11 protein-coding genes are annotated in these 17,917 nt (G+C 73.7%); 4 read left to right on the top strand and 7 right to left on the bottom strand.

Annotated features, from left to right (window positions below; all coding sequences use genetic code 11):
- Positions 1 to 89: 89 nt before the first annotated feature.
- Positions 90 to 1,160: an RNA ligase (ATP) gene (locus ACIGHB_RS12975; RefSeq protein WP_399912409.1), complete on the top strand. Its 1,071-nt coding sequence runs from the start codon at positions 90 to 92 to the stop codon at positions 1,158 to 1,160.
- 4 nt (positions 1,161 to 1,164) lie between these two features.
- Here the strand turns inward: ACIGHB_RS12975 and ACIGHB_RS12970 are convergent, their stop codons facing one another.
- Both ACIGHB_RS12970 and ACIGHB_RS12965 read right to left on the bottom strand, forming a co-directional pair.
- Positions 1,165 to 2,031: an acyl-CoA thioesterase II gene (locus ACIGHB_RS12970; RefSeq protein WP_360310988.1), complete on the bottom strand. Its 867-nt coding sequence runs from the start codon at positions 2,029 to 2,031 to the stop codon at positions 1,165 to 1,167.
- Between the two features lie 12 nt (positions 2,032 to 2,043).
- Complete coding sequence (locus tag ACIGHB_RS12965) at positions 2,044 to 4,557, bottom strand: DUF3516 domain-containing protein (RefSeq protein WP_360310990.1); 2,514 nt, start codon at positions 4,555 to 4,557, stop codon at positions 2,044 to 2,046.
- A 132-nt stretch (positions 4,558 to 4,689) separates the two neighbouring features.
- Here ACIGHB_RS12965 and ACIGHB_RS12960 point away from each other — a divergent pair, with 132 nt between their 5' ends.
- Both ACIGHB_RS12960 and ACIGHB_RS12955 read left to right on the top strand, forming a co-directional pair.
- The gene (locus ACIGHB_RS12960) at positions 4,690 to 5,481 is read left to right on the top strand and encodes a metal-dependent hydrolase (protein WP_360310992.1); all 792 of its coding nucleotides are present in this window, start codon (positions 4,690 to 4,692) and stop codon (positions 5,479 to 5,481) included.
- Between the two features lie 161 nt (positions 5,482 to 5,642).
- Positions 5,643 to 6,338 carry a S1 family peptidase gene (locus ACIGHB_RS12955; RefSeq protein WP_399912742.1) on the top strand — a complete coding sequence of 232 codons (696 nt, stop codon included), beginning with the start codon at positions 5,643 to 5,645 and terminating at the stop codon, positions 6,336 to 6,338.
- Between the two features lie 70 nt (positions 6,339 to 6,408).
- On the opposite strand, the gene ACIGHB_RS12950 is transcribed toward ACIGHB_RS12955, so the two are convergent.
- The 5 genes from ACIGHB_RS12950 to ACIGHB_RS12930 all read right to left on the bottom strand — a co-directional run bounded on the left by ACIGHB_RS12950 (position 6,409) and on the right by ACIGHB_RS12930 (position 15,856).
- The gene (locus ACIGHB_RS12950; protein WP_399912403.1) at positions 6,409 to 8,190 is read right to left on the bottom strand and encodes an ABC transporter ATP-binding protein; all 1,782 of its coding nucleotides are present in this window, start codon (positions 8,188 to 8,190) and stop codon (positions 6,409 to 6,411) included.
- Positions 8,187 to 9,992 carry an ABC transporter transmembrane domain-containing protein gene (locus ACIGHB_RS12945; protein WP_399912399.1) on the bottom strand — a complete coding sequence of 602 codons (1,806 nt, stop codon included), beginning with the start codon at positions 9,990 to 9,992 and terminating at the stop codon, positions 8,187 to 8,189. Before ACIGHB_RS12945 ends, ACIGHB_RS12950 begins: the two co-directional genes overlap by 4 nt.
- Before the next feature lie 301 nt (positions 9,993 to 10,293).
- Positions 10,294 to 12,243, bottom strand: a complete 1,950-nt coding sequence (locus ACIGHB_RS12940; RefSeq protein ID WP_360311000.1) for an ABC transporter ATP-binding protein — start codon at positions 12,241 to 12,243, stop codon at positions 10,294 to 10,296.
- 207 nt (positions 12,244 to 12,450) lie between these two features.
- A complete protein-coding gene (locus tag ACIGHB_RS12935; protein ID WP_399912395.1) occupies positions 12,451 to 15,375 on the bottom strand; it encodes an FAD-binding and (Fe-S)-binding domain-containing protein in 2,925 nt (974 codons plus the stop codon).
- Between the two features lie 34 nt (positions 15,376 to 15,409).
- A complete protein-coding gene (locus ACIGHB_RS12930) occupies positions 15,410 to 15,856 on the bottom strand; it encodes a MarR family transcriptional regulator (RefSeq protein ID WP_360311119.1) in 447 nt (148 codons plus the stop codon).
- 113 nt (positions 15,857 to 15,969) lie between these two features.
- On the opposite strand from ACIGHB_RS12930, the gene ACIGHB_RS12925 reads away from it, so the two are divergent.
- On the top strand, positions 15,970 to 17,805 hold the full coding sequence (locus ACIGHB_RS12925; protein WP_399912392.1) for an ABC transporter ATP-binding protein: 1,836 nt from the start codon (positions 15,970 to 15,972) through the stop codon (positions 17,803 to 17,805).
- The last annotated feature ends 112 nt before the right edge of the window (positions 17,806 to 17,917 follow it).

The following is a 17,917-nucleotide window of genomic DNA, read 5'->3' as shown; positions in this document are numbered from 1 at the left end:
GAAAACCGGAGGCCAACGCAATTCGGGGCCCGGCACAGTGACCGGCGATGAGAGAGAAACGCCGACCACACCGAGCGGAGCCCTGAACCATGTCCACCCTGCGCGTCACCGCCGAAGTCCTCACCGTCCATCCCCACCCGAACGCCGACGCCCTCGAACTGGCGCAGGTCGGGCTCTACCGGGCCGTCGTCGCCAAGGGCGCCTATCGGACCGGCGACACCGCCGTGTACATCCCCGAGCAGGCGGTGCTGCCCGCCGCGCTCGTCGCCGAGCTCGGGCTGACCGGGCGGCTGGCCGGGAAGGCGTCGGACCGGGTGAAGGCGGTGCGGCTGCGCGGCGAGCTGTCGCAGGGGATCGTCTGCCGCCCGGGCGCCCTGGCCGGGATCGACCTGGACCGGGCCGCCGCCGACGGCACCGACTTCGCGGAGACGCTCGGGATCACCAAGTGGGTGCCGCCGATCCCGCCGACGATGAGCGGGGACGTCGAGGCCGCGCCGGACCTGCTGCCGTGGGTGGACATCGAGAACCTGCACCGCTACCCGGGCATCTTCGAGCCGGGCGAGGAGGTCGTCCTCACCGAGAAGATCCACGGCACGGCCTGCCTGCTCACCTACATCGCCGACGGCGGCCGGACGCACGTCTCGTCCAAGGGCTTCGGCGCCAAGGGCCTCGCGCTCCAGGAGGACCCGCGCAACCTGTACTGGCGCGCCGTCCACGCGCACGGGCTGCCCGCCGTCGCCGAGCGGCTCGCCGCCCGCCTCGGGGCCACCCGGGTCGGCTTCTTCGGCGAGGTGTACGGCTCCGGCGTCCAGGACCTGGCGTACGGCGCCGACGCCCGGCGCGAGGCCGTCGGCTACGCCCTCTTCGACGTCTCCGCCGAGATCGACGGACAGGTCCGCTGGCTCGACCCGGTCCGGGTCCTGGAGCCCGGCGAGGTCCCGCTCGTCCCGCGCCTGTACGAGGGCCCGTACGACCTCGGCACCGTCCTCGCCCACGCGAGCGGCGCCGAGACCGTCTCCGGCGGCTCCGCCCACCTCAGGGAGGGCGTCGTCGTCCGGCCGGCCGTCGAGCGGTACAGCCCGGTCACCGGCGGCCGGGCCGTCGCCAAGGCGGTCAGCCCGGCCTACCTGACCCGCAAGGGCGGCACCGAGTACGAGTGACCGGTCAGCCCAGGGAGCGGAACAGGCCCTCCTGGACCACCGAGACGAGCATCCGGCCCTCCCGGTCGTAGATCCGGCCCCGGGCCAGTCCCCGGCCGCCGGTCGCGACCGGGGACTCCTGCTCGTACAGGAACCACTCGTCCGCGCGGAACGGACGGTGGAACCACATCGCGTGGTCCAGCGAGGCCATGTCGAAGCCGCGCGGGCCCCAGAGCGGTTCCACGGGGATCCGTACGGCATCGAGCAAGGTCATGTCGGAGGCGTACGTCACCGCGCAGGTGTGCACCAGCGGGTCGTCGCCCAGCGGCCCCACCGCCCGCATCCACACCGCGCTGCGCGGGTCCGCGTCCTTGACCTCGTCCTTCGTCCAGCGCAGCCGGTCGACGTACCGGATGTCGAAGGGCATCCGCCGCGCCATCCGCTCCATCGACTCCGGCAGCCCGCCGAGGTGGTCGCGGACCTCGTCCGCGAGCATCGGCAGGCTCTCCGGGTCCACCAGGTGCCGGGGCGGCAGCTGGTGCTCGAAGCCCGCCTCCTCCGGCAGGTGGAAGGAGGCCGTCAGATTGAAGATCGTCCGCCCCTCCTGCACCGCCGTGACCCGCCGGGTGGTGAACGAGCGGCCGTCCCGCACCCGCTCCACCTGGTAGACGATCGGCACGCCCGGCCGGCCCGGCCGCAGGAAGTACGCGTGCAGCGAGTGCACCGGCCGGTCCGCGTCCACGGTCCGCCCGGCCGCCACCAGCGCCTGCCCGGCGACCTGCCCGCCGAAGACCCGCTGGAGCGACTCCTGCGGGCTGCGGCCGCGGAAGATGTTCACCTCGATCCGCTCCAGGTCGAGCAGGTCCACGAGCCTCTCGGCGGGATTCGTCACCTCTGAACTCCTCTACAGCTGTCCGACGGACGTCACGCGGACGACCGCCCGGCCCTCCTCGTCGGAGGCCGCCAGGTCCACCTCCGCGCCGATGCCCCAGTCATGGTCGCCGTTCGGGTCGGCGAAGGTCTGCCGGACGCGCCACAGGCCGTGCGCCGCGTCCTCCTCGATCGCGAGCAGCTTCGGACCGCGCGCGTCCGGGCCCGTGCCCAGGTCGTCGTACTCGTCCCAGTACGCGTCCATCGCCTCGCCCCACGCGTCCTCGTCCCAGCCGGACCCGGCGTCCATCTCGCCCAGCTCGCGGACCTTGTCGAGCGCCGCCAGCTCCACCCGCCGGAACATCGCGTTGCGCACCAGGACCCGGAACGCGCGGGCGTTCGCCGTGACCGGCTTGACCTGGTCGGCCTTCTCCTGCGCCTCCTCGGCCGTCTGGACCTCCGGGTTCGCCAGCTGCTCCCACTCGTCGAGCAGCGAGGAGTCCACCTGGCGCACCAGCTCGCCCAGCCAGGCGATCAGGTCCTGGAGGTCCTCCGTCTTCAGGTCGTCCGGGATGGTGTGGTCGAGCGCCTTGTACGCGCTCGCCAGATAGCGCAGCACGATGCCCTCGGTCCGCGCCAGCTCGTAGTGCGAGGTGAACTCGGTGAAGGTCATCGCCCGTTCGTACATGTCACGGATGACGGACTTCGGCGACACCGGGTGGTCGCCGACCCACGGGTGCGACTTCCGGTACACGTTGTACGCGTGCCAGAGCAGCTCCTCCAGCGGCTTCGGGTACGAGATGTCCTGGAGCCGCTCCATCCGCTCCTCGTACTCGACGCCGTCCGCCTTCATCTGCCCGACGGCCTCGCCGCGCGCCTTGTTCTGCATGGCGGCGAGGATCTGGCGCGGGTCGTCCAGCGTCGACTCCACCACCGACACCATGTCGAGCGCGTACGACGGCGACTCCGGGTCGAGCAGGTCGAAGGCGGCCAGCGCGAAGGTCGACAGCGGCTGGTTCAGCGCGAAGTCCTGCTGGAGGTCGACGGTGAGCCGGATGTGGCGGCCCTCCGCGTCCGGGGTGTCCAGCTGCTCCACCACACCGCCGTCGAGCAGCGAGCGGTAGATCGCGATGGCCCGGCGGATGTGCCGCAGCTGCGCCTTGCGCGGCTCGTGGTTGTCCTCCAGGAGCTTGCGCATCGCCTCGAAGGCGTTCCCCGGGCGGGCGATCACCGACAGCAGCATGGTGTGGGTGACCCTGAAGCGGGAGGTCAGCGGCTCCGGCTCGGCGGCCTGCAGCTTCTCGAAGGTCGTGTCGCTCCAGGCGACGAACCCCTCGGGCGCCTTCTTGCGGACCACCTTGCGGCGCTTCTTCGGGTCGTCGCCGGCCTTCGCCAGCGCCTTCTCGTTCTCGATGACGTGCTCGGGCGCCTGCGCCACCACGAAGCCGGCGGTGTCGAAGCCGGCCCGGCCTGCCCGGCCCGCGATCTGGTGGAACTCACGGGCCCGCAGGGTGCGCACCCGGTTGCCGTCGTACTTGGTGAGGGCGGTGAAGAGCACCGTGCGGATCGGCACGTTCACGCCGACGCCGAGGGTGTCCGTCCCGCAGATCACCTTCAGCAGGCCCGCCTGCGCCAGCTTCTCCACCAGGCGCCGGTACTTCGGCAGCATGCCCGCGTGGTGCACGCCGATGCCGTGCCGGACGTACCGCGAGAGGTTCTGGCCGAACTTGGTGGTGAAGCGGAAGTTGCCGATCAGCTCGGCGATCCTGTCCTTCTCCTCGCGCGTGCACATGTTGATGCTCATCAGCGACTGGGCGCGCTCGACCGCCTGCGCCTGCGTGAAGTGCACGATGTAGACCGGCGCCTGCTTGGTCTCCAGGAGCTCGGTCAGCGTGTCGGTGATGGGCGTGAGCCGGTACTCGTACGAGAGCGGCACCGGCCGGGTCGCCGAGCGGACCACCGACGTCGGCCGGCCGGTGCGCCGCGTCAGGTCCTTCTCGAACATCGACACGTCGCCGAGCGTCGCCGACATGAGGACGAACTGCGCCTGGGGGAGTTCGAGCAGCGGGATCTGCCAGGCCCACCCCCGGTCCGCCTCGGCGTAGAAGTGGAACTCGTCCATGACGACCTGGCCGATGTCGGCGTCCTTGCCGTCCCGCAGCGCGATCGAGGCCAGCACCTCCGCCGTGCAGCAGATGACGGGCGCGTCCGCGTTCACGGACGCGTCGCCGGTCAGCATGCCGACGTTCTCCGTGCCGAAGATCTTGCACAGGTCGAAGAACTTCTCCGACACCAGCGCCTTGATCGGCGCCGTGTAGAAGGTGACCTGGTCGTTGGCGAGCGCCGTGAAGTGCGCCCCCGCGGCCACCAGCGACTTCCCGGACCCCGTGGGGGTCGACAGGATGACGTTCGCCCCCGAGACCACCTCGATCAGCGCCTCCTCCTGCGCCGGGTAGAGCGAGATGCCGCGCTCCTCGGCCCAGGCGGAGAACGCCTCGAAGAGGGCGTCGGGGTCGGCGGTCGGCGGCAGCTGATCGATAAGGGTCACGTCCCCATCTTGCCTGCATTCCGTCCGGATGAGGGAACCGGCCGTCGAACGTGAAGATCACGCCCGATAGGCTGCTCCGTCGACCGGTCGTCAACTCGGCGCCGGCAGGGGAGAAACGGGGCGACACCGACGATGATGGGACCGGCGCACTCGCTGTCCGGAGCGGCGGCCTGGCTGGGCGTGGGAGCCGCCGCCGCCGCGCTCGACCACCCGATGCCGTGGCCGGTGCTCCTCGTCGGCGCCCTGCTCTGCGCCGGAGCGGCCCTCGCCCCGGACCTCGACCACAAGTCGGCCACCATCTCGCGCGCCTTCGGCCCCGTCTCCCGGATCCTGTGCGAGATCGTCGACAAGCTGTCGTACGCCGTCTACAAGGCGACCCGCAGCCCCCAGGACGCGCGCCGCACCGGCGGCCACCGTACCCTCACCCACACCTGGCTGTGGGCCGTCCTGATCGGCGGCGGCTGCTCGGTCGCGGCCGTCACCGGCGGGCGCTGGGCGGTCCTCGCGATCCTCTTCGTCCACCTCGTCCTCGCCGTCGAGGGGCTGCTGTGGCGGGCCGCCCGGATGTCCAGCGACATCCTGGTCTGGCTGCTCGGCGCGACCAGCGCCTGGATCCTCGCCGGCGTCCTCGACCAGCCGGGCAACGGCGCGGACTGGCTCTTCACCGGCCCCGGCCAGGAGTACCTGTGGCTGGGCCTGCCGGTCGTCCTCGGCGCCCTCGTCCACGACATCGGCGACGCGCTCACCGTCTCCGGCTGCCCGATACTCTGGCCGATCCCCATCGCCCGCAAGCGCTGGTACCCGATCGGCCCGCCGAAGGTGATGCGCTTCCGGGCCGGCAGCTGGGTCGAGCTGAAGGTCCTCATGCCGGTCTTCATGCTCCTCGGCGGGGTCGGCGGAGCGTCGGCGCTCGGTTTCTTCTGACGCGGGCCGACGCGCGGGGATAACGCGGTGTTATGGCCGAACGGGATTACCCGGGGGCCCCACGCGTGACGACCCTGGTTCCACCCACTCCCCCCACAGGCGGCGCCCCCGCGCGCCGTCGGAGACGAGGAACCTTGCGTACGTATCGCATAGGGGCGTCGATCGCCGCCGCGGCGCTGTCCGTGCTCGCCCTCTTCGCGCCCGCCGCCACCGCGGCGGAGCCGCCCGCCCGCGCCGACGCCGTGGCCGTCCAGCCGATCATCGGCGGCGGCCATGCCCAGAGCGGGCCGTGGGCGGCCCGGCTCTTCTCCAACGGCAGGGAGACCTGTTCCGCCACGATCATCGCCCCCACCTGGATCCTGACCGCCAAGCACTGCGTCACCGGCGGCGGTCTGTCCTTCCGGATCGGCAGCCTGGACCAGCACAGCGGCGGGACCGTCGCCAACGGCGTCCAGACCCACACCCACGGCTCCGACCTCGCGCTGGTCCGCCTCGACCGCTCCGTGACGGCGACCTACGCCCGCCTCGGGCAGCCCGGCTCCGTGAGCGTCGGACAGAGCGTCCAGGTCTACGGCTGGGGCGCCACCTCCCAGTGCGGCTCCGAGGCCACCTGCCAGTCCCGCTACCTGAAGGTCGCCAATGTGACGGTGACCGGCGGCTGCCGTGACGCGTACAACGGCTCGGCGATCTGCGCCCGCCGGGGCAACGGCATCACCGCGGGCGGGGACTCCGGCGGCCCGATGATGGCCAACGGCGTCCAGGTCGGCGTCGCCTCCACCAGCGACCGCCAGACGACCACCGCCTACACCAACGTGACGGCCTACCGGTCCTGGATCCAGTCGATCGCGGGCGTCTGACCGCCGCCGCCCGGAGATGTGGCCCGCGCCCTTCCGGGGCGCGGGCCGCATCCGTCGCACAGGGCCGGGCTCAGCCGTGCCAGGAGCGCCACAGCGCCGCGTACGCGCCGTCCGCCGCGACCAGCTCGTGGTGGCTGCCCAGCTCGCTGATCCGGCCCTGCTCGACCACCGCGATCAGGTCGGCGTCGTGGGCCGTGTGCAGCCGGTGCGCGATCGCGACCACCGTCCGCCCGTCCAGGACCCGGCCGAGCGACCGCTCCAGATCACGGGCGGCGCGCGGGTCGAGCAGCGAGGTCGCCTCGTCCAGGACCAGCGTGTGCGGATCGGCCAGGACCAGCCGGGCCAGCGCGATCTGCTGGGCCTGCGCCGGGGTCAGCGTCCGGCCGCCCGAACCGACCTCGGTGTCCAGGCCCGCGTCGAGCCCGCGCGCCCAGCCCTCCGCGTCCACCGCCGCCAGCGCCGACCACAGCTCCGGGTCGCCGGCCTCCGGGCGGGCGAGCAGCAGGTTGTCGCGGAGGGTGCCGACGAACACGTGGTGCTCCTGGTTGACCAGGGCCACGTGCTCGCGGACCCGTTCGGCCGGCATCCGGGCCAGCTCGGCGCCGCCGAGCGTGACCTCGCCGGCGCGCGGACCGTAGATGCCCGCGAGGAGCCGGCCCAGCGTCGACTTGCCCGCCCCGGAGGGGCCGACCAGCGCGAGCCGGGTGCCCGGCGCCACCGCGAGGGACACCCCGTGCAGGACGTCCACGCCCTCCCGGTACCCGAAGCGGACGTCGACCGCCTCCACGTCCCGCCCGTCGGGCCGCACCGCGCCGTCGCCGGGCTCCGGCTCGATGTCCCGCACGCCCACCAGCCGGGCCAGCGACACCTGCGCCACCTGGAGCTCGTCGTACCAGCGCAGCACGATCCCGATCGGGTCCACCAGCATCTGCGCGAGCAGCGCGCCGGTCGTCAGCTGCCCGACGTCCATCCAGCCCCGGAAGACACAGACGCCGCCGATGACGAGGACCCCGCACAGCACCGTCGAGTGCGTCGCGGTGACGACCGGGAAGAGCACCGAGCGCAGGTAGAGGGTGTACCGCTCCCATCGCGTCCACTCGTGGATCCGCCGGTCGGAGAGCGCCACCCGGCGCGCGCCGAGCCGGTGCGCCTCGACGGTGCGGCCCGCGTCGACGGTCTCGGCGAGCGCGGCGGCCACCGCCGCGTACCCGGCCGCCTCCGAGCGGTAGGCGGCGGGCGCCCGCCTGAAGTACCAGCGGCAGCCGGCGATCAGCAGCGGCGCGGCGATCACCGCCGCGAGCGCCAGCGGCGGCGCGGTGAGGGCGAGCCCGCCGATCAGCAGCCCGGCCCACACCACGCCGATCACCAGCTGCGGCACGGCCTCCCGCATGGCGTTGGCCAGCCGGTCGACGTCGGTGGTGATCCGGGAGAGCAGATCACCCGTGCCGGCCCGCTCCAGGACGCCCGGCGGCAGGCCGACCGAGCGGACCAGGAAGTCCTCCCGCAGGTCGGCGAGCATCTCCTCGCCGAGCATCGCCCCGCGCAGCCGCACCAGCCGCACGAACACCGTCTGCACCACGAGCGCCACGGCGAACACCGCGACCGCGGTCCCCAGATGCAGCTCCCGGGCGCCCGCGGCGAGCCGGTCCACGACCTGGCCGAGGACGTACGGGCCCGCCATGGACGCGGTCACGGCGACCGCGTTCACGCCGATGAGCAGGGCGAACGCCCTGCGGTGCCGGCGGAGCAGGCCGGTGACGTAGGCGCGGACGGTCGCGCCGGCGGCGACCGGCAGCGTGGTGGCCGTGGTGGGGGCCGCCGGGTCGTACGCGGGCGGCGCGAGGCCGATCATGCGGTGTCCCCTTCCCGTGCTTCGAGTCCGGCCGCGGTCGTCGCGGCGAACTCCCCTTCGGTCTCCCGGGTGACGACCGCCCGGTAGCGGGGCTCGTCCGCGAGCAGCGCCCGGTGGGTGCCGTGGGCGACGGCCCGGCCCTCGTGGACCAGGACCACCCGGTCCGCCAGGTCCAGGAGCAGCGGCGACGAGGCCAGCACCACGGTGGTCGCGCCGGAGCGCAGCTTGCGGACGCCGTCGGCGACCCGTGCCTCGGTGTGCGAGTCCACCGCCGAGGTCGGCTCGTCGAGGACGAGCACCTCCGGGTCGGTCACCAGCGACCGGGCGAGGGCGAGGCGCTGGCGCTGCCCGCCGGAGAGCGAGCGGCCCCGCTCGGTGATCCGGGTCCGCATCGGGTCGCCGTCGCCGTCCACCGACGCCTGCGCGAGCGCGTCGAGCACGTCGCCGCACTGGGCGGCGGCGAGCGCGTCCTCCGGCCGGACCCCGCCGGACGAGGGCACGTCGAGCAGGTCGTGGAGGGTGCCCGACAGCAGCACCGGCTCCTTGTCCTGGACGAGGACGGCCGTCCGGGCCGCGTCCAGCGACAGCTCGTCCAGCGGCACCCCGCCCAGCCGGACGGAGACGTGTCCGTCGCCCGGCTCGGCCGGGTGCCCGCCGAGCCGGTCGGCGAGCCGGCCGGCCGCGTCCGGGTCCCCGCACACCACGGCGGTGAGCAGCCCGGCGGGGGCGATGAGCCCGGTGACCGGGTCGTACAGGTCGCCGGACGCCGTACGGGCCCGGTCGCCGGACCCGCCGGACGGATCGGTGACGCGGCTGAGGGCCAGGACCCGCGCCGCGCGCCTCGCGGAGGGCCGGGAGAAGGCGTACGCCATGGCGATCTCCTCCACGTTCCGCAGCGGATGGTGGGTGAGCGCGACCGCGCCGTACACCGTGACCAGCGCGCCGACCGTGATCCGGCCGTCGAGCGCCAGGCCCGCGCCGTACACCACGACGGCGATGAGCAGCAGGCCGGGCAGCAGCACCTGGACGGCGGCGATCAGCGCCCACATGCGGGCGCTGCGCACGGCCGCCTCGCGGACCTCCTGGGAGGCGGCCCGGTAGCGGCCGAGGAACAGCTCCTCGCCGCCGATGCCGCGCAGCACGCGCAGCCCGGCGACCGTGTCGGAGGCCAGTTCGGTGGCCTTGCCGGCCTTCTCGCGCTGCTCGTCGGCCCGGCGGGTCGCGCGCGGCAGCAGCGGCAGCGCGGCGAGGGCGAGCGCCGGGACGCCGACCGCGACGACGACGCCGAGGGCCGGCTCGTACACGACGAGCCCGACGCAGACGGCCAGCAGGGTGAGGACGGCGGCGGCGAACCGCGAGAACGCCTCCACGAACCAGCCGATCTTCTCGACGTCGCCGGTGGAGACGGCCACCACCTCGCCGGCCGCGACCCGCCGGGTCAGCAGCGAGCCCAACTCGGCGGTCCTGCGGGCGAGGAGCTGCTGGACGCGCGCGGCGGCGGTGATCCAGTTGGTGACGGCGGTGCGGTGCAGCATCGTGTCGCCGACGGCGATCCCGGCGCCGAGCGCCACGACCACGCCGCAGCCGAGCGCGAGTCCTCCGCCGTCGCGGTCGACGACGCCCTGCACGGCGAGACCGACGCCGATCGGCAGACCGGCGATGGACAGCTGGAGCAGCAGACCCCACAGCAGCGCTCGCACCTGCCCGCCGAGCTGCATGCGCCCGAGCCAGATCAGGAACCGGGTCCCGGATCGGACGTCGGGCACCCCCGGGTCGGTGTACGGGAGTTGGTGGATCTGCATGACGTCCCCAGGGGTGCTCGGGGTGCGGACAGGGGGGTGGGGCCGGCGCGTGGGCACGGCTCGGCCGGGGCCCCGTCGAGGGACCCCGTGGGTACGGGCCCCGGGGTGCGGGGTCCGTGCCAGGTTCGCCCCCGGGCCCGTCCCGCGGCAACGGATTTTCCGGCTCCGACGGTACGGAGCGGCCGGACACGCCGCCGTCGGGGAGGGCTTCCGGCGGTGCGGGGCGCGTCGAGCCGTGGCCGTCGGGAAGGGGGTCCTGCCGTACCGGGCGCGCCGGCCCGTCGCCGTCGGGAACGGCCGGTCACCCCTGCCCCGCGGGCTCCTCCGGCTGCCGCTGCCCCGGGACGCCCCGGTCGTTCTGGAGGTCCAGGAGCTCGCGGAAGAGCCCCGGCGCGCCCGAGAGTTCGTCGAAGGTGCCCTCCTGCACGATCCGGCCGTGCCCGAGGACGACGATCCGGTCGGCGACGGCCACGTTGGCCAGGCGGTGGGTCACGAGCACGACGGGCCGGCCCTCGGCGACCTCCCGGAGCCCGGCGAAGATGCGGTGCTCGGCCCGGGCGTCCAGCGCGCTGGTGGGCTCGTCGAGGACGAGCACCCCGGGCCGGTAGAAGGCCCGCGCGATCGCGAGCCGCTGCCACTGTCCTCCGGACAGCTCGACCCCGCCGAACCACTCCCGGGCGAGCAGCGTTCCCCAGCCGCTGCGCAGCCCGTCCACGACCTCGCCCGCGCCGGACCGCTCGGCGGCCCGCAGCAGCGCGTCGTGCCCGCCCTTCGGCTGACCCAGGGTCACGTTCTCCTCGGCGGTCAGCGGCCAGTGCGCGAAGACCTGCGGGACGACCGCCGTGTGCCGCCACATGGCGTACGCGTCGAGCTCCCGGACGTCCCGCGCGTCCCAGGTCACCGTGCCGCCGGTCGGCAGGTACAGGCCGGTGAGCAGCCGGGAGAGGGTCGTCTTGCCGGAGCCGTTCTCGCCGACGAGGGCGACGATCTCGCCGGCCCGCACCTCCAGGGTGACGTCGGTGAGGGCGGCCCGGTCGGCGTCCGGGTAGGTGTAGCAGAGCCGTTCGGCGCGGACGGTCTTCGGCGGGCCGGGGACGATCGTGCCCCGGTCCAGGCGGTGGCCGCCCGCCTCGGCGATGAAGTCGGCCCAGTCGTCGACGTACAGCCCGGTGCGGAAGATCCGGGTGCCGTAGCCGACGATCCCGTACAGGTTGTTGCCGACGGTCTGGAGGGCGAAGACGGCGGTGCCGGCCGAGGCGAGCGTCATGCGCCCGGAGGCGAGCAGCAGCACCAGCGCGCCCCACATCACGGCCGAGGCGGCGCCGCCTGCCACCGAACCGGCCATCGCCCAGCGCGAACCGCGGTGGATGGACCGGTCGGTGACGGCGTCCACGCGGGCGCCGATCTCCCGGTAGCGGCCGAGGAGGAAGCCGAACATGGTGCCGGAGCGGAGCTGGTCGGCGATCTGCCGGTCGGCGATGTACCAGCGCAGGTGGCCCAGGGTGCGCCGCTCGGCGGAGACGGCCCGGCTGCTCTCCCACTGGAGGTGCGCGCCCTTCATCCGGGCCAGCGCCTGGGGGAGCACGGCGAGCACGAGGAGCGGCAGCAGCACGGGGTGGAGGACGGCGACGACGCCGGCGGCGGCGATGATCGAGGCGAGGCAGGACATCAGCATCTGCGACTCGGTGATGAGGTCCTTGGCGACGTCGGCGCCCCGGTCGGCGTGGTCCCACTTGTCGTTGAAGCCGGGGTGGTCGTACGCGGTGAGCTCGGCGTTCGCCGCCGCGTGCAGCATCTCCAGCTCGGCCTCGCGGGAGATGCGGGGGGAGAGGCGCGAGGAGACGTCGGAGATCACGATGCCGAGGACGGCCCGCAGGCCCACGGCGGCGGCGATGAGGGCGATGGCGGGGAGGGCCTGGACGAGCCGGTCGCGGATGTCGCCGGGGGCGACGAGCGAGGTGAGGGTGGCTCCGGTGGCGACGAGGCCGGTGGCCTCCAGGGCGGCGGAGAGGGCCTGGCAGGAGAGGAGCAGCGTGACGGCCCTGCGGTCCACCCGCCAGCCGAGCGCGAGCCCCCGGCGGACGAGCTGCGGCAGGCGGCGGGCCATCACCCAGGGAGAGGTGGGTCTGCCTTCGAGGGCGGCGAGCTTGCCCTGCTGGTAGCGGTACTCCTCGGCGGGCGGCCGGGTCCGGTCCCGGGGCGGTGCCGGGTCCGGCGCCGCGCTGTCGGTGGTGGTCTGCTCCGAGGCCATGGTGGTGGGTTCCCCCGTCCGGGTGACGACACGGAAGGGGAGGAGCTACCCAGCCGTGTCCCGGGCGCACCGCCCGGCGGACGGTTCACCCGCCGGAGTGAGCCGTTTCCGGCCAGACACCAGAGGCCAGACGCCAGACGCCAGACGCCAGGTGCCAGACGCCAGACGCCTGGTGTGCGGTGCCGGTCGCCCGGTGCCCGGTCCCGGTCAGGGGCGGGTGGCGCGCTCCAGGGCCAGGAGGGCGGAGACGTACCGGCGGCCCGTGGCCCGGTCCATGCCGATCTCGCACATCCGGTTGGCGGAGAGGTGCGCGTCGAAGGGGCGGGCGGTGACCTCGGCGGCCTCGCGGGCGGTGGCCGAGGCGGTCAGTTCGGGGTGGAGCATGCCCCGGTCCCCGGCGAAGGCGCAGCATCCGGCGTCCACCGGGACGACGACCTCCTCGGCGCAGAACCCGGCGATCTCGGTGAGCTTGTCCGCGTCGCCGAGGTGCCGCATCGAGCAGGTGGGGTGCACGACCGCGGAGTCCACCCGGCGGCGGGCGTCGAGCCGGGGGAGGAGTTCGTCGGCGGCCCACACCAGGGAGTCCACCACGGTCAGTTCGGCGTGCAGCGCGCGGTTGTCGTCGGTGAGGTACGGGACGACCTCGTGGGCGATGCCGAGGGTGCACGAGGAGGCGTCCACCACCAGGGGGAGCCGGCCGCCGGCGGTCCAGCCCCAGGCGGCCTCGACGATCCGGTTGGCCATCACCCGGTTGCCCTGCTCGTACCCCTTGGAGTGCCAGATGGTGGCGCAGCAGGTGCCGGCCGCGTCGTCGGGGATCCACACGGGGCGGCCGGCCCGGGCGGAGACGGCGACGACGGCCTCGGGCAGCGAGGGGCCCGCGACCCCGTCGGGGTTGCCGAAGATGCGGTTGACGCAGGCCGGGTAGTAGACGGCGGTGGCGGCCGGGCGGTGGGTGCGGGGCAGCCGGTGCCGGGCCGCGCCGGGGATCTCGGGCAGCCACTCCGGTACGAGGTCGGGCCGGACGGCCTTGCGGGCGAGGCCGGTCACCCGCGCCAGGAAGCCGTCGCCCATCCGGTCGGCGGCGCCGACGGCGAGCCGGGCGGCGCTCTCCACGGCGCGGAAGTGCCGGGCCGCGAGGGCGGCGACCCGTTCCTCGCGCGGGGAGTGCCGCTCGTGCCGGAGCTCCTTCATCAGCGCGCCGGTGTCGATGCCGACGGGGCAGGCCAGTTTGCAGGTCGAGTCGCCGGCGCAGGTGTCGACGGCGTCGTAGCCGTACGCCTCCAGGAGCCGCTGCTCGACGGGGGAGCCGTCGGCCTGCCGCAGCATCTCCCGGCGCAGCACGATCCGCTGGCGCGGAGTGGTCGTCAGGTCGTGGCTGGGGCAGGTCGGCTCGCAGAAGCCGCACTCGATGCACGGATCGGCGATCCGCTCGACCGTCGGGATGGTCTTGAGGCCGCGCAGATGGGCCTGGGGGTCCCGGTCGAGGACGATCCGGGGGGCCAGGACCCCGTCCGGGTCGATGAGCTCCTTGGTCCGCCACATCAGCTCGGTCGCCTTCGGGCCCCACTCCAGCTCCAGGAAGGGGGCGATGTTGCGGCCGGTGGCGTGCTCGGCCTTCAGGGAGCCGTCGAAGCGCTCGACGGTGAGCTTGCAGAAGTCGTCCATGAAGGAGGCGTACCGCTCGACGTCGGCGGGGTCGCCGGCGTCGAAGGCGAGCAGGAAGTGCAGGTTTCCGTGGGCGGCGTGGCCGGCGACGGCCGCGTCGAAGCCGTGCCGTCCCTGGAGGTCGAGCAGCTCCGCGCAGGCGTCGGCGAGCCGGGACGGGGGCACCGCGAAGTCCTCGGTGATCAGGGTCGTACCGGACGGGCGGGAGCCGCCGACGGCCGTCACGAACGCCTTGCGGGCCTTCCAGTAGCCGCCGATGACGGCCGGGTCACGGGTGAAGGCGTTGTCGACGGAGGGCACAGGGGCCACCAGGTCGAGCCCGGCCAGGACCTCGCCGGCGGCCCGCTCGTACGCGGCCAGGGCCGGCTCGTCCGGCGCCCGGAACTCGACGAGCAGCGCCGTGGTGTCCTTGGGCAGCTCCGCCCAGTCGGCCGGGACCCCCGGCACGCGCACCGAGGCCCGCAGGGTGTTGCCGTCCATCAGCTCGACGGCGAGCGCCCCCGCCGCGTTGAAGCGGGGCACGGCCGCCGCGGCGGCGGGCAGGGTGGGGAAGAAGAGCAGCGCGGTGGAGACCAGCCGGTCGAGCGGGAGGGTGTCGAAGACGACCTCGGAGAGGAAGCCGAAGGTGCCCTCGGAGCCGACCATCAGACCGCGCAGGATCTGCACCGGGGTGGCGCCGTCGAGGAAGGCGTCGAGCCGGTAGCCGTTGGTGTTCTTGATCTCGTACTTGGCGCGGATCCGGGCCGTGAGCTCCGCGTCGGCCTCGATCTCGGCCTTCAGCGCGAGCAGCCCCGCGCAGAGCCGGGGCTCGGCGCGGGCCAGCTCCTCGTCGGCGGCGGGGTCGGCGGTGTCGACGACCGTGCCGCTCGGGAGGACGAAGGTGAGCGAGGAGACCGTCCGGTACGAGTTCCGGGTGGTGCCGGCGGTCATCCCGGAGGCGTTGTTGGCGACGACGCCGCCGATGGTGCAGGCGATCGCGCTGGCCGGGTCGGGGCCGAGCACCCGCCCGTAGGGGGCGAGGGCGGCGTTGGCGCGGACCACGGTGGTGCCGGGGCGGATCCGGGCCCGGGCACCGCCGTCCAGGACCTCCACGCCCACCCAGTGGCGGCGGACGTCGACGAGGATGTCCTCGCCCTGCGCCTGCCCGTTGAGGCTGGTGCCGGCGGCCCGGAAGACCACTTCGCGGCCCTTGCCGTGGGCGTAGGACAGCACGGCGGAGATGTCGTCGACGTCCTCGGCGACGACGACCACCTGCGGCAGGAACCGGTACGGGCTGGCGTCGGAGGCGTACCGCACCAGGTCGGAGACGCCCGAGAGCACCTTCTCCGGCCCGAGCAGCGCCGCCAGGTCCTCGCGCAGCCGCCGCGGGGTGCCCTTGGCCTGAAGGTCCGGGACCCGGTCGGGAGCCGGGGTCCGCTTCCGGCGCGGGCCCAGGGCCCGCGGGTTCGGTTCCAGCAGCGGCATGGCACGGCTCCCCTCGGCGCGGGCGCCGCGGGTGTCAGCGGCCGCCGTCCGGGACGGGCCCGGCCAGGGCGGTCAGCAGACCCCCGAGCACCTCGCGCTGGTCGACGGTCAATGGAGCCAGGATGTCCTCTGCGGCGGCCCGGCGCGCGCTGCGCAGCTCCCGCAGCGTGGCGCGCCCCTCGTCGGTGAGCTCGATCCGGATCACCCGCCGGTTGGCCGGATCGGGCACCCGGCGGACCCGTCCGGCCGCCTCCAGGCCGTCGACGAGGCTGGTCACGGCGCGGGGCACCACTTCGAGACGGGCCGCGAGATCGGCCATCCGGGGCGGGGCGTCGCCGTAGTGGGCGACCACGCGCAGCAGCCGCGACTGGGCTGGGGTGATCCCGACCGGCTCCAGGTGGCGCTTCTGGATGCGGTGGAGCCGGCGGGTGAGCCGGAGCAGCTGCTCGGCGAGGAGCCCGTCGGGGTCGGGGGTGCTCACGGCGGGGGAGTTCATGGGGGAACATTATCAGGACCATGCTCATTGTGAACATAGGTAAGAGTGAGCTACAGTCCGATGTGCACGCTCATGTCCCATCACCCTCGAAGGAGCCCATGCGCCCCCACGACGAGTCCACCTGGACACCCCCGCCGCGCGACCCCGCGCAGCCGAAGGAGCCCGCCCAGCTGCGCCGCATCCTCGGCCTCTTCCGCCCCTACCGCGCCCGCCTCGCGCTCGTCGGCCTGCTGGTCGGCGCCGCCTCGCTGGTCTCGGTCGCCACCCCGTTCCTCCTCAAGGAGATCCTCGACACCGCGATCCCCCAGGGGCGCACCGGGCTGCTCAGTCTGCTCGCCCTCGGCATGATCGTCACCGCCGTCCTCACCGGCGTCTTCGGGGTGCTCCAGACCCTGATCTCCACCACGGTCGGCCAGCGCGTCATGCACGACCTGCGCACCGCCGTCTACGGCCGGCTCCAGCGGATGCCGCTGGCCTTCTTCACCCGGACCAGAACCGGCGAGGTCCAGTCCCGGATCGCCAACGACATCGGCGGCATGCAGGCCACCGTGACCTCCACGGCGACCTCCCTGGTCTCCAACCTCACCGCCGTCGTCGCGACCGTCGTCGCCATGCTCGCCCTCGACTGGCGGCTCACCCTCTTCTCCCTGCTCCTGCTCCCCGTCTTCGTCTGGATCAGCCGGCGGGTCGGCGACGAGCGGAAGCGGATCACCACCCGGCGGCAGAAGCAGATGGCCGCCATGGCGGCGACCGTGACCGAGTCCCTCTCCGTCAGCGGCATCCTGCTCGGCCGCACCATGGGCCGCGCCGACTCGCTGACCGAGTCCTTCGCCCGGGAGTCCGAGCGCCTCGTCGACCTCGAAGTGCGCTCCTCCATGGCCGGACGCTGGCGGATGTCCGTCATCGGCATCGTCATGGCCGCCATGCCGGCCCTGCTCTACTGGGCGGCCGGTTTCGCCGCGCAGGCCGGCGGCGCCGCGATCTCGCTCGGCACCCTGGTCGCCTTCGTCTCGCTCCAGCAGGGGCTCTTCCGGCCCACCGTGAGCCTGCTCTCCACCGGCGTCCAGATCCAGACCTCGCTCGCGCTCTTCCAGCGCATCTTCGAGTACCTCGACCTCCCGGTGGACATCACCGAGCCCGACGAGCCCGTCCGGATCGGCCCCGTGCGCGGCGAGATCGCCTTCGAGAAGGTCCGCTTCCACTACGACCCCGAGCGCGCGGACCGCCCCACCCTCGACTCCATCGACCTGACGGTGCCCGCCGGCGGCAGCCTCGCCGTCGTCGGCCCCACCGGCTCCGGCAAGTCGACGCTGAGCTACCTCGTGCCCCGGCTGTACGACGTGACCGAGGGGCGGGTCACCCTGGACGGCGTCGACGTGCGCGACCTCGGCTTCGACGCCCTCGCGGACGCGATCGGCGTCGTGTCCCAGGAGACGTACCTCTTCCACGCCTCCGTCGCCGACAACCTGCGCTTCGCCAAGCCGGACGCCACCGACGAGGAGATCGAGGCCGCCGCCAGAACCGCCCAGATCCACGACCACATCGCCTCGCTGCCCGACGGGTACGACACCCTGGTCGGCGAGCGCGGCTACCGCTTCTCCGGCGGCGAGAAGCAGCGCCTGGCCATCGCCCGCACCATCCTGCGCGACCCGCCGGTGCTCATCCTCGACGAGGCGACCAGCGCCCTCGACACCCGCACCGAACACGCGGTCCAGCAGGCCATCGACGCCCTCTCCGCCGGCCGCACCACGATCACCATCGCCCACCGCCTCTCCACCGTCCGCGACGCCGACCGGATCGTCGTCCTGGAGGCCGGCCGGATCGAGGAGAGCGGCAGCCACGCGGAACTCATGGCCGCGGACGGCAAGTACGCCGCCCTGGTCCGCCGCGACGAACAGGCGAACGTGGGAGCGGTTGTTCCCACGAACGTGTGATCGTCCCGGGATTCATTGCCCAACTCCCGTACGGCGTCGGATGATTACGGTGCGCAAGCGACGGGCTGCAGACCGCGACTGCGCTGTCCCACGAAACACCTGTACGAGGAGA

It is taken from the genome of Streptomyces sp. NPDC085460, assembly GCF_044541975.1.
Classification (GTDB): Bacteria; Actinomycetota; Actinomycetes; order Streptomycetales; family Streptomycetaceae; genus Streptomyces.
Note: the sequence above shows the minus strand (reverse complement) of the source record. Positions and strands in the feature narration are given on the sequence as shown.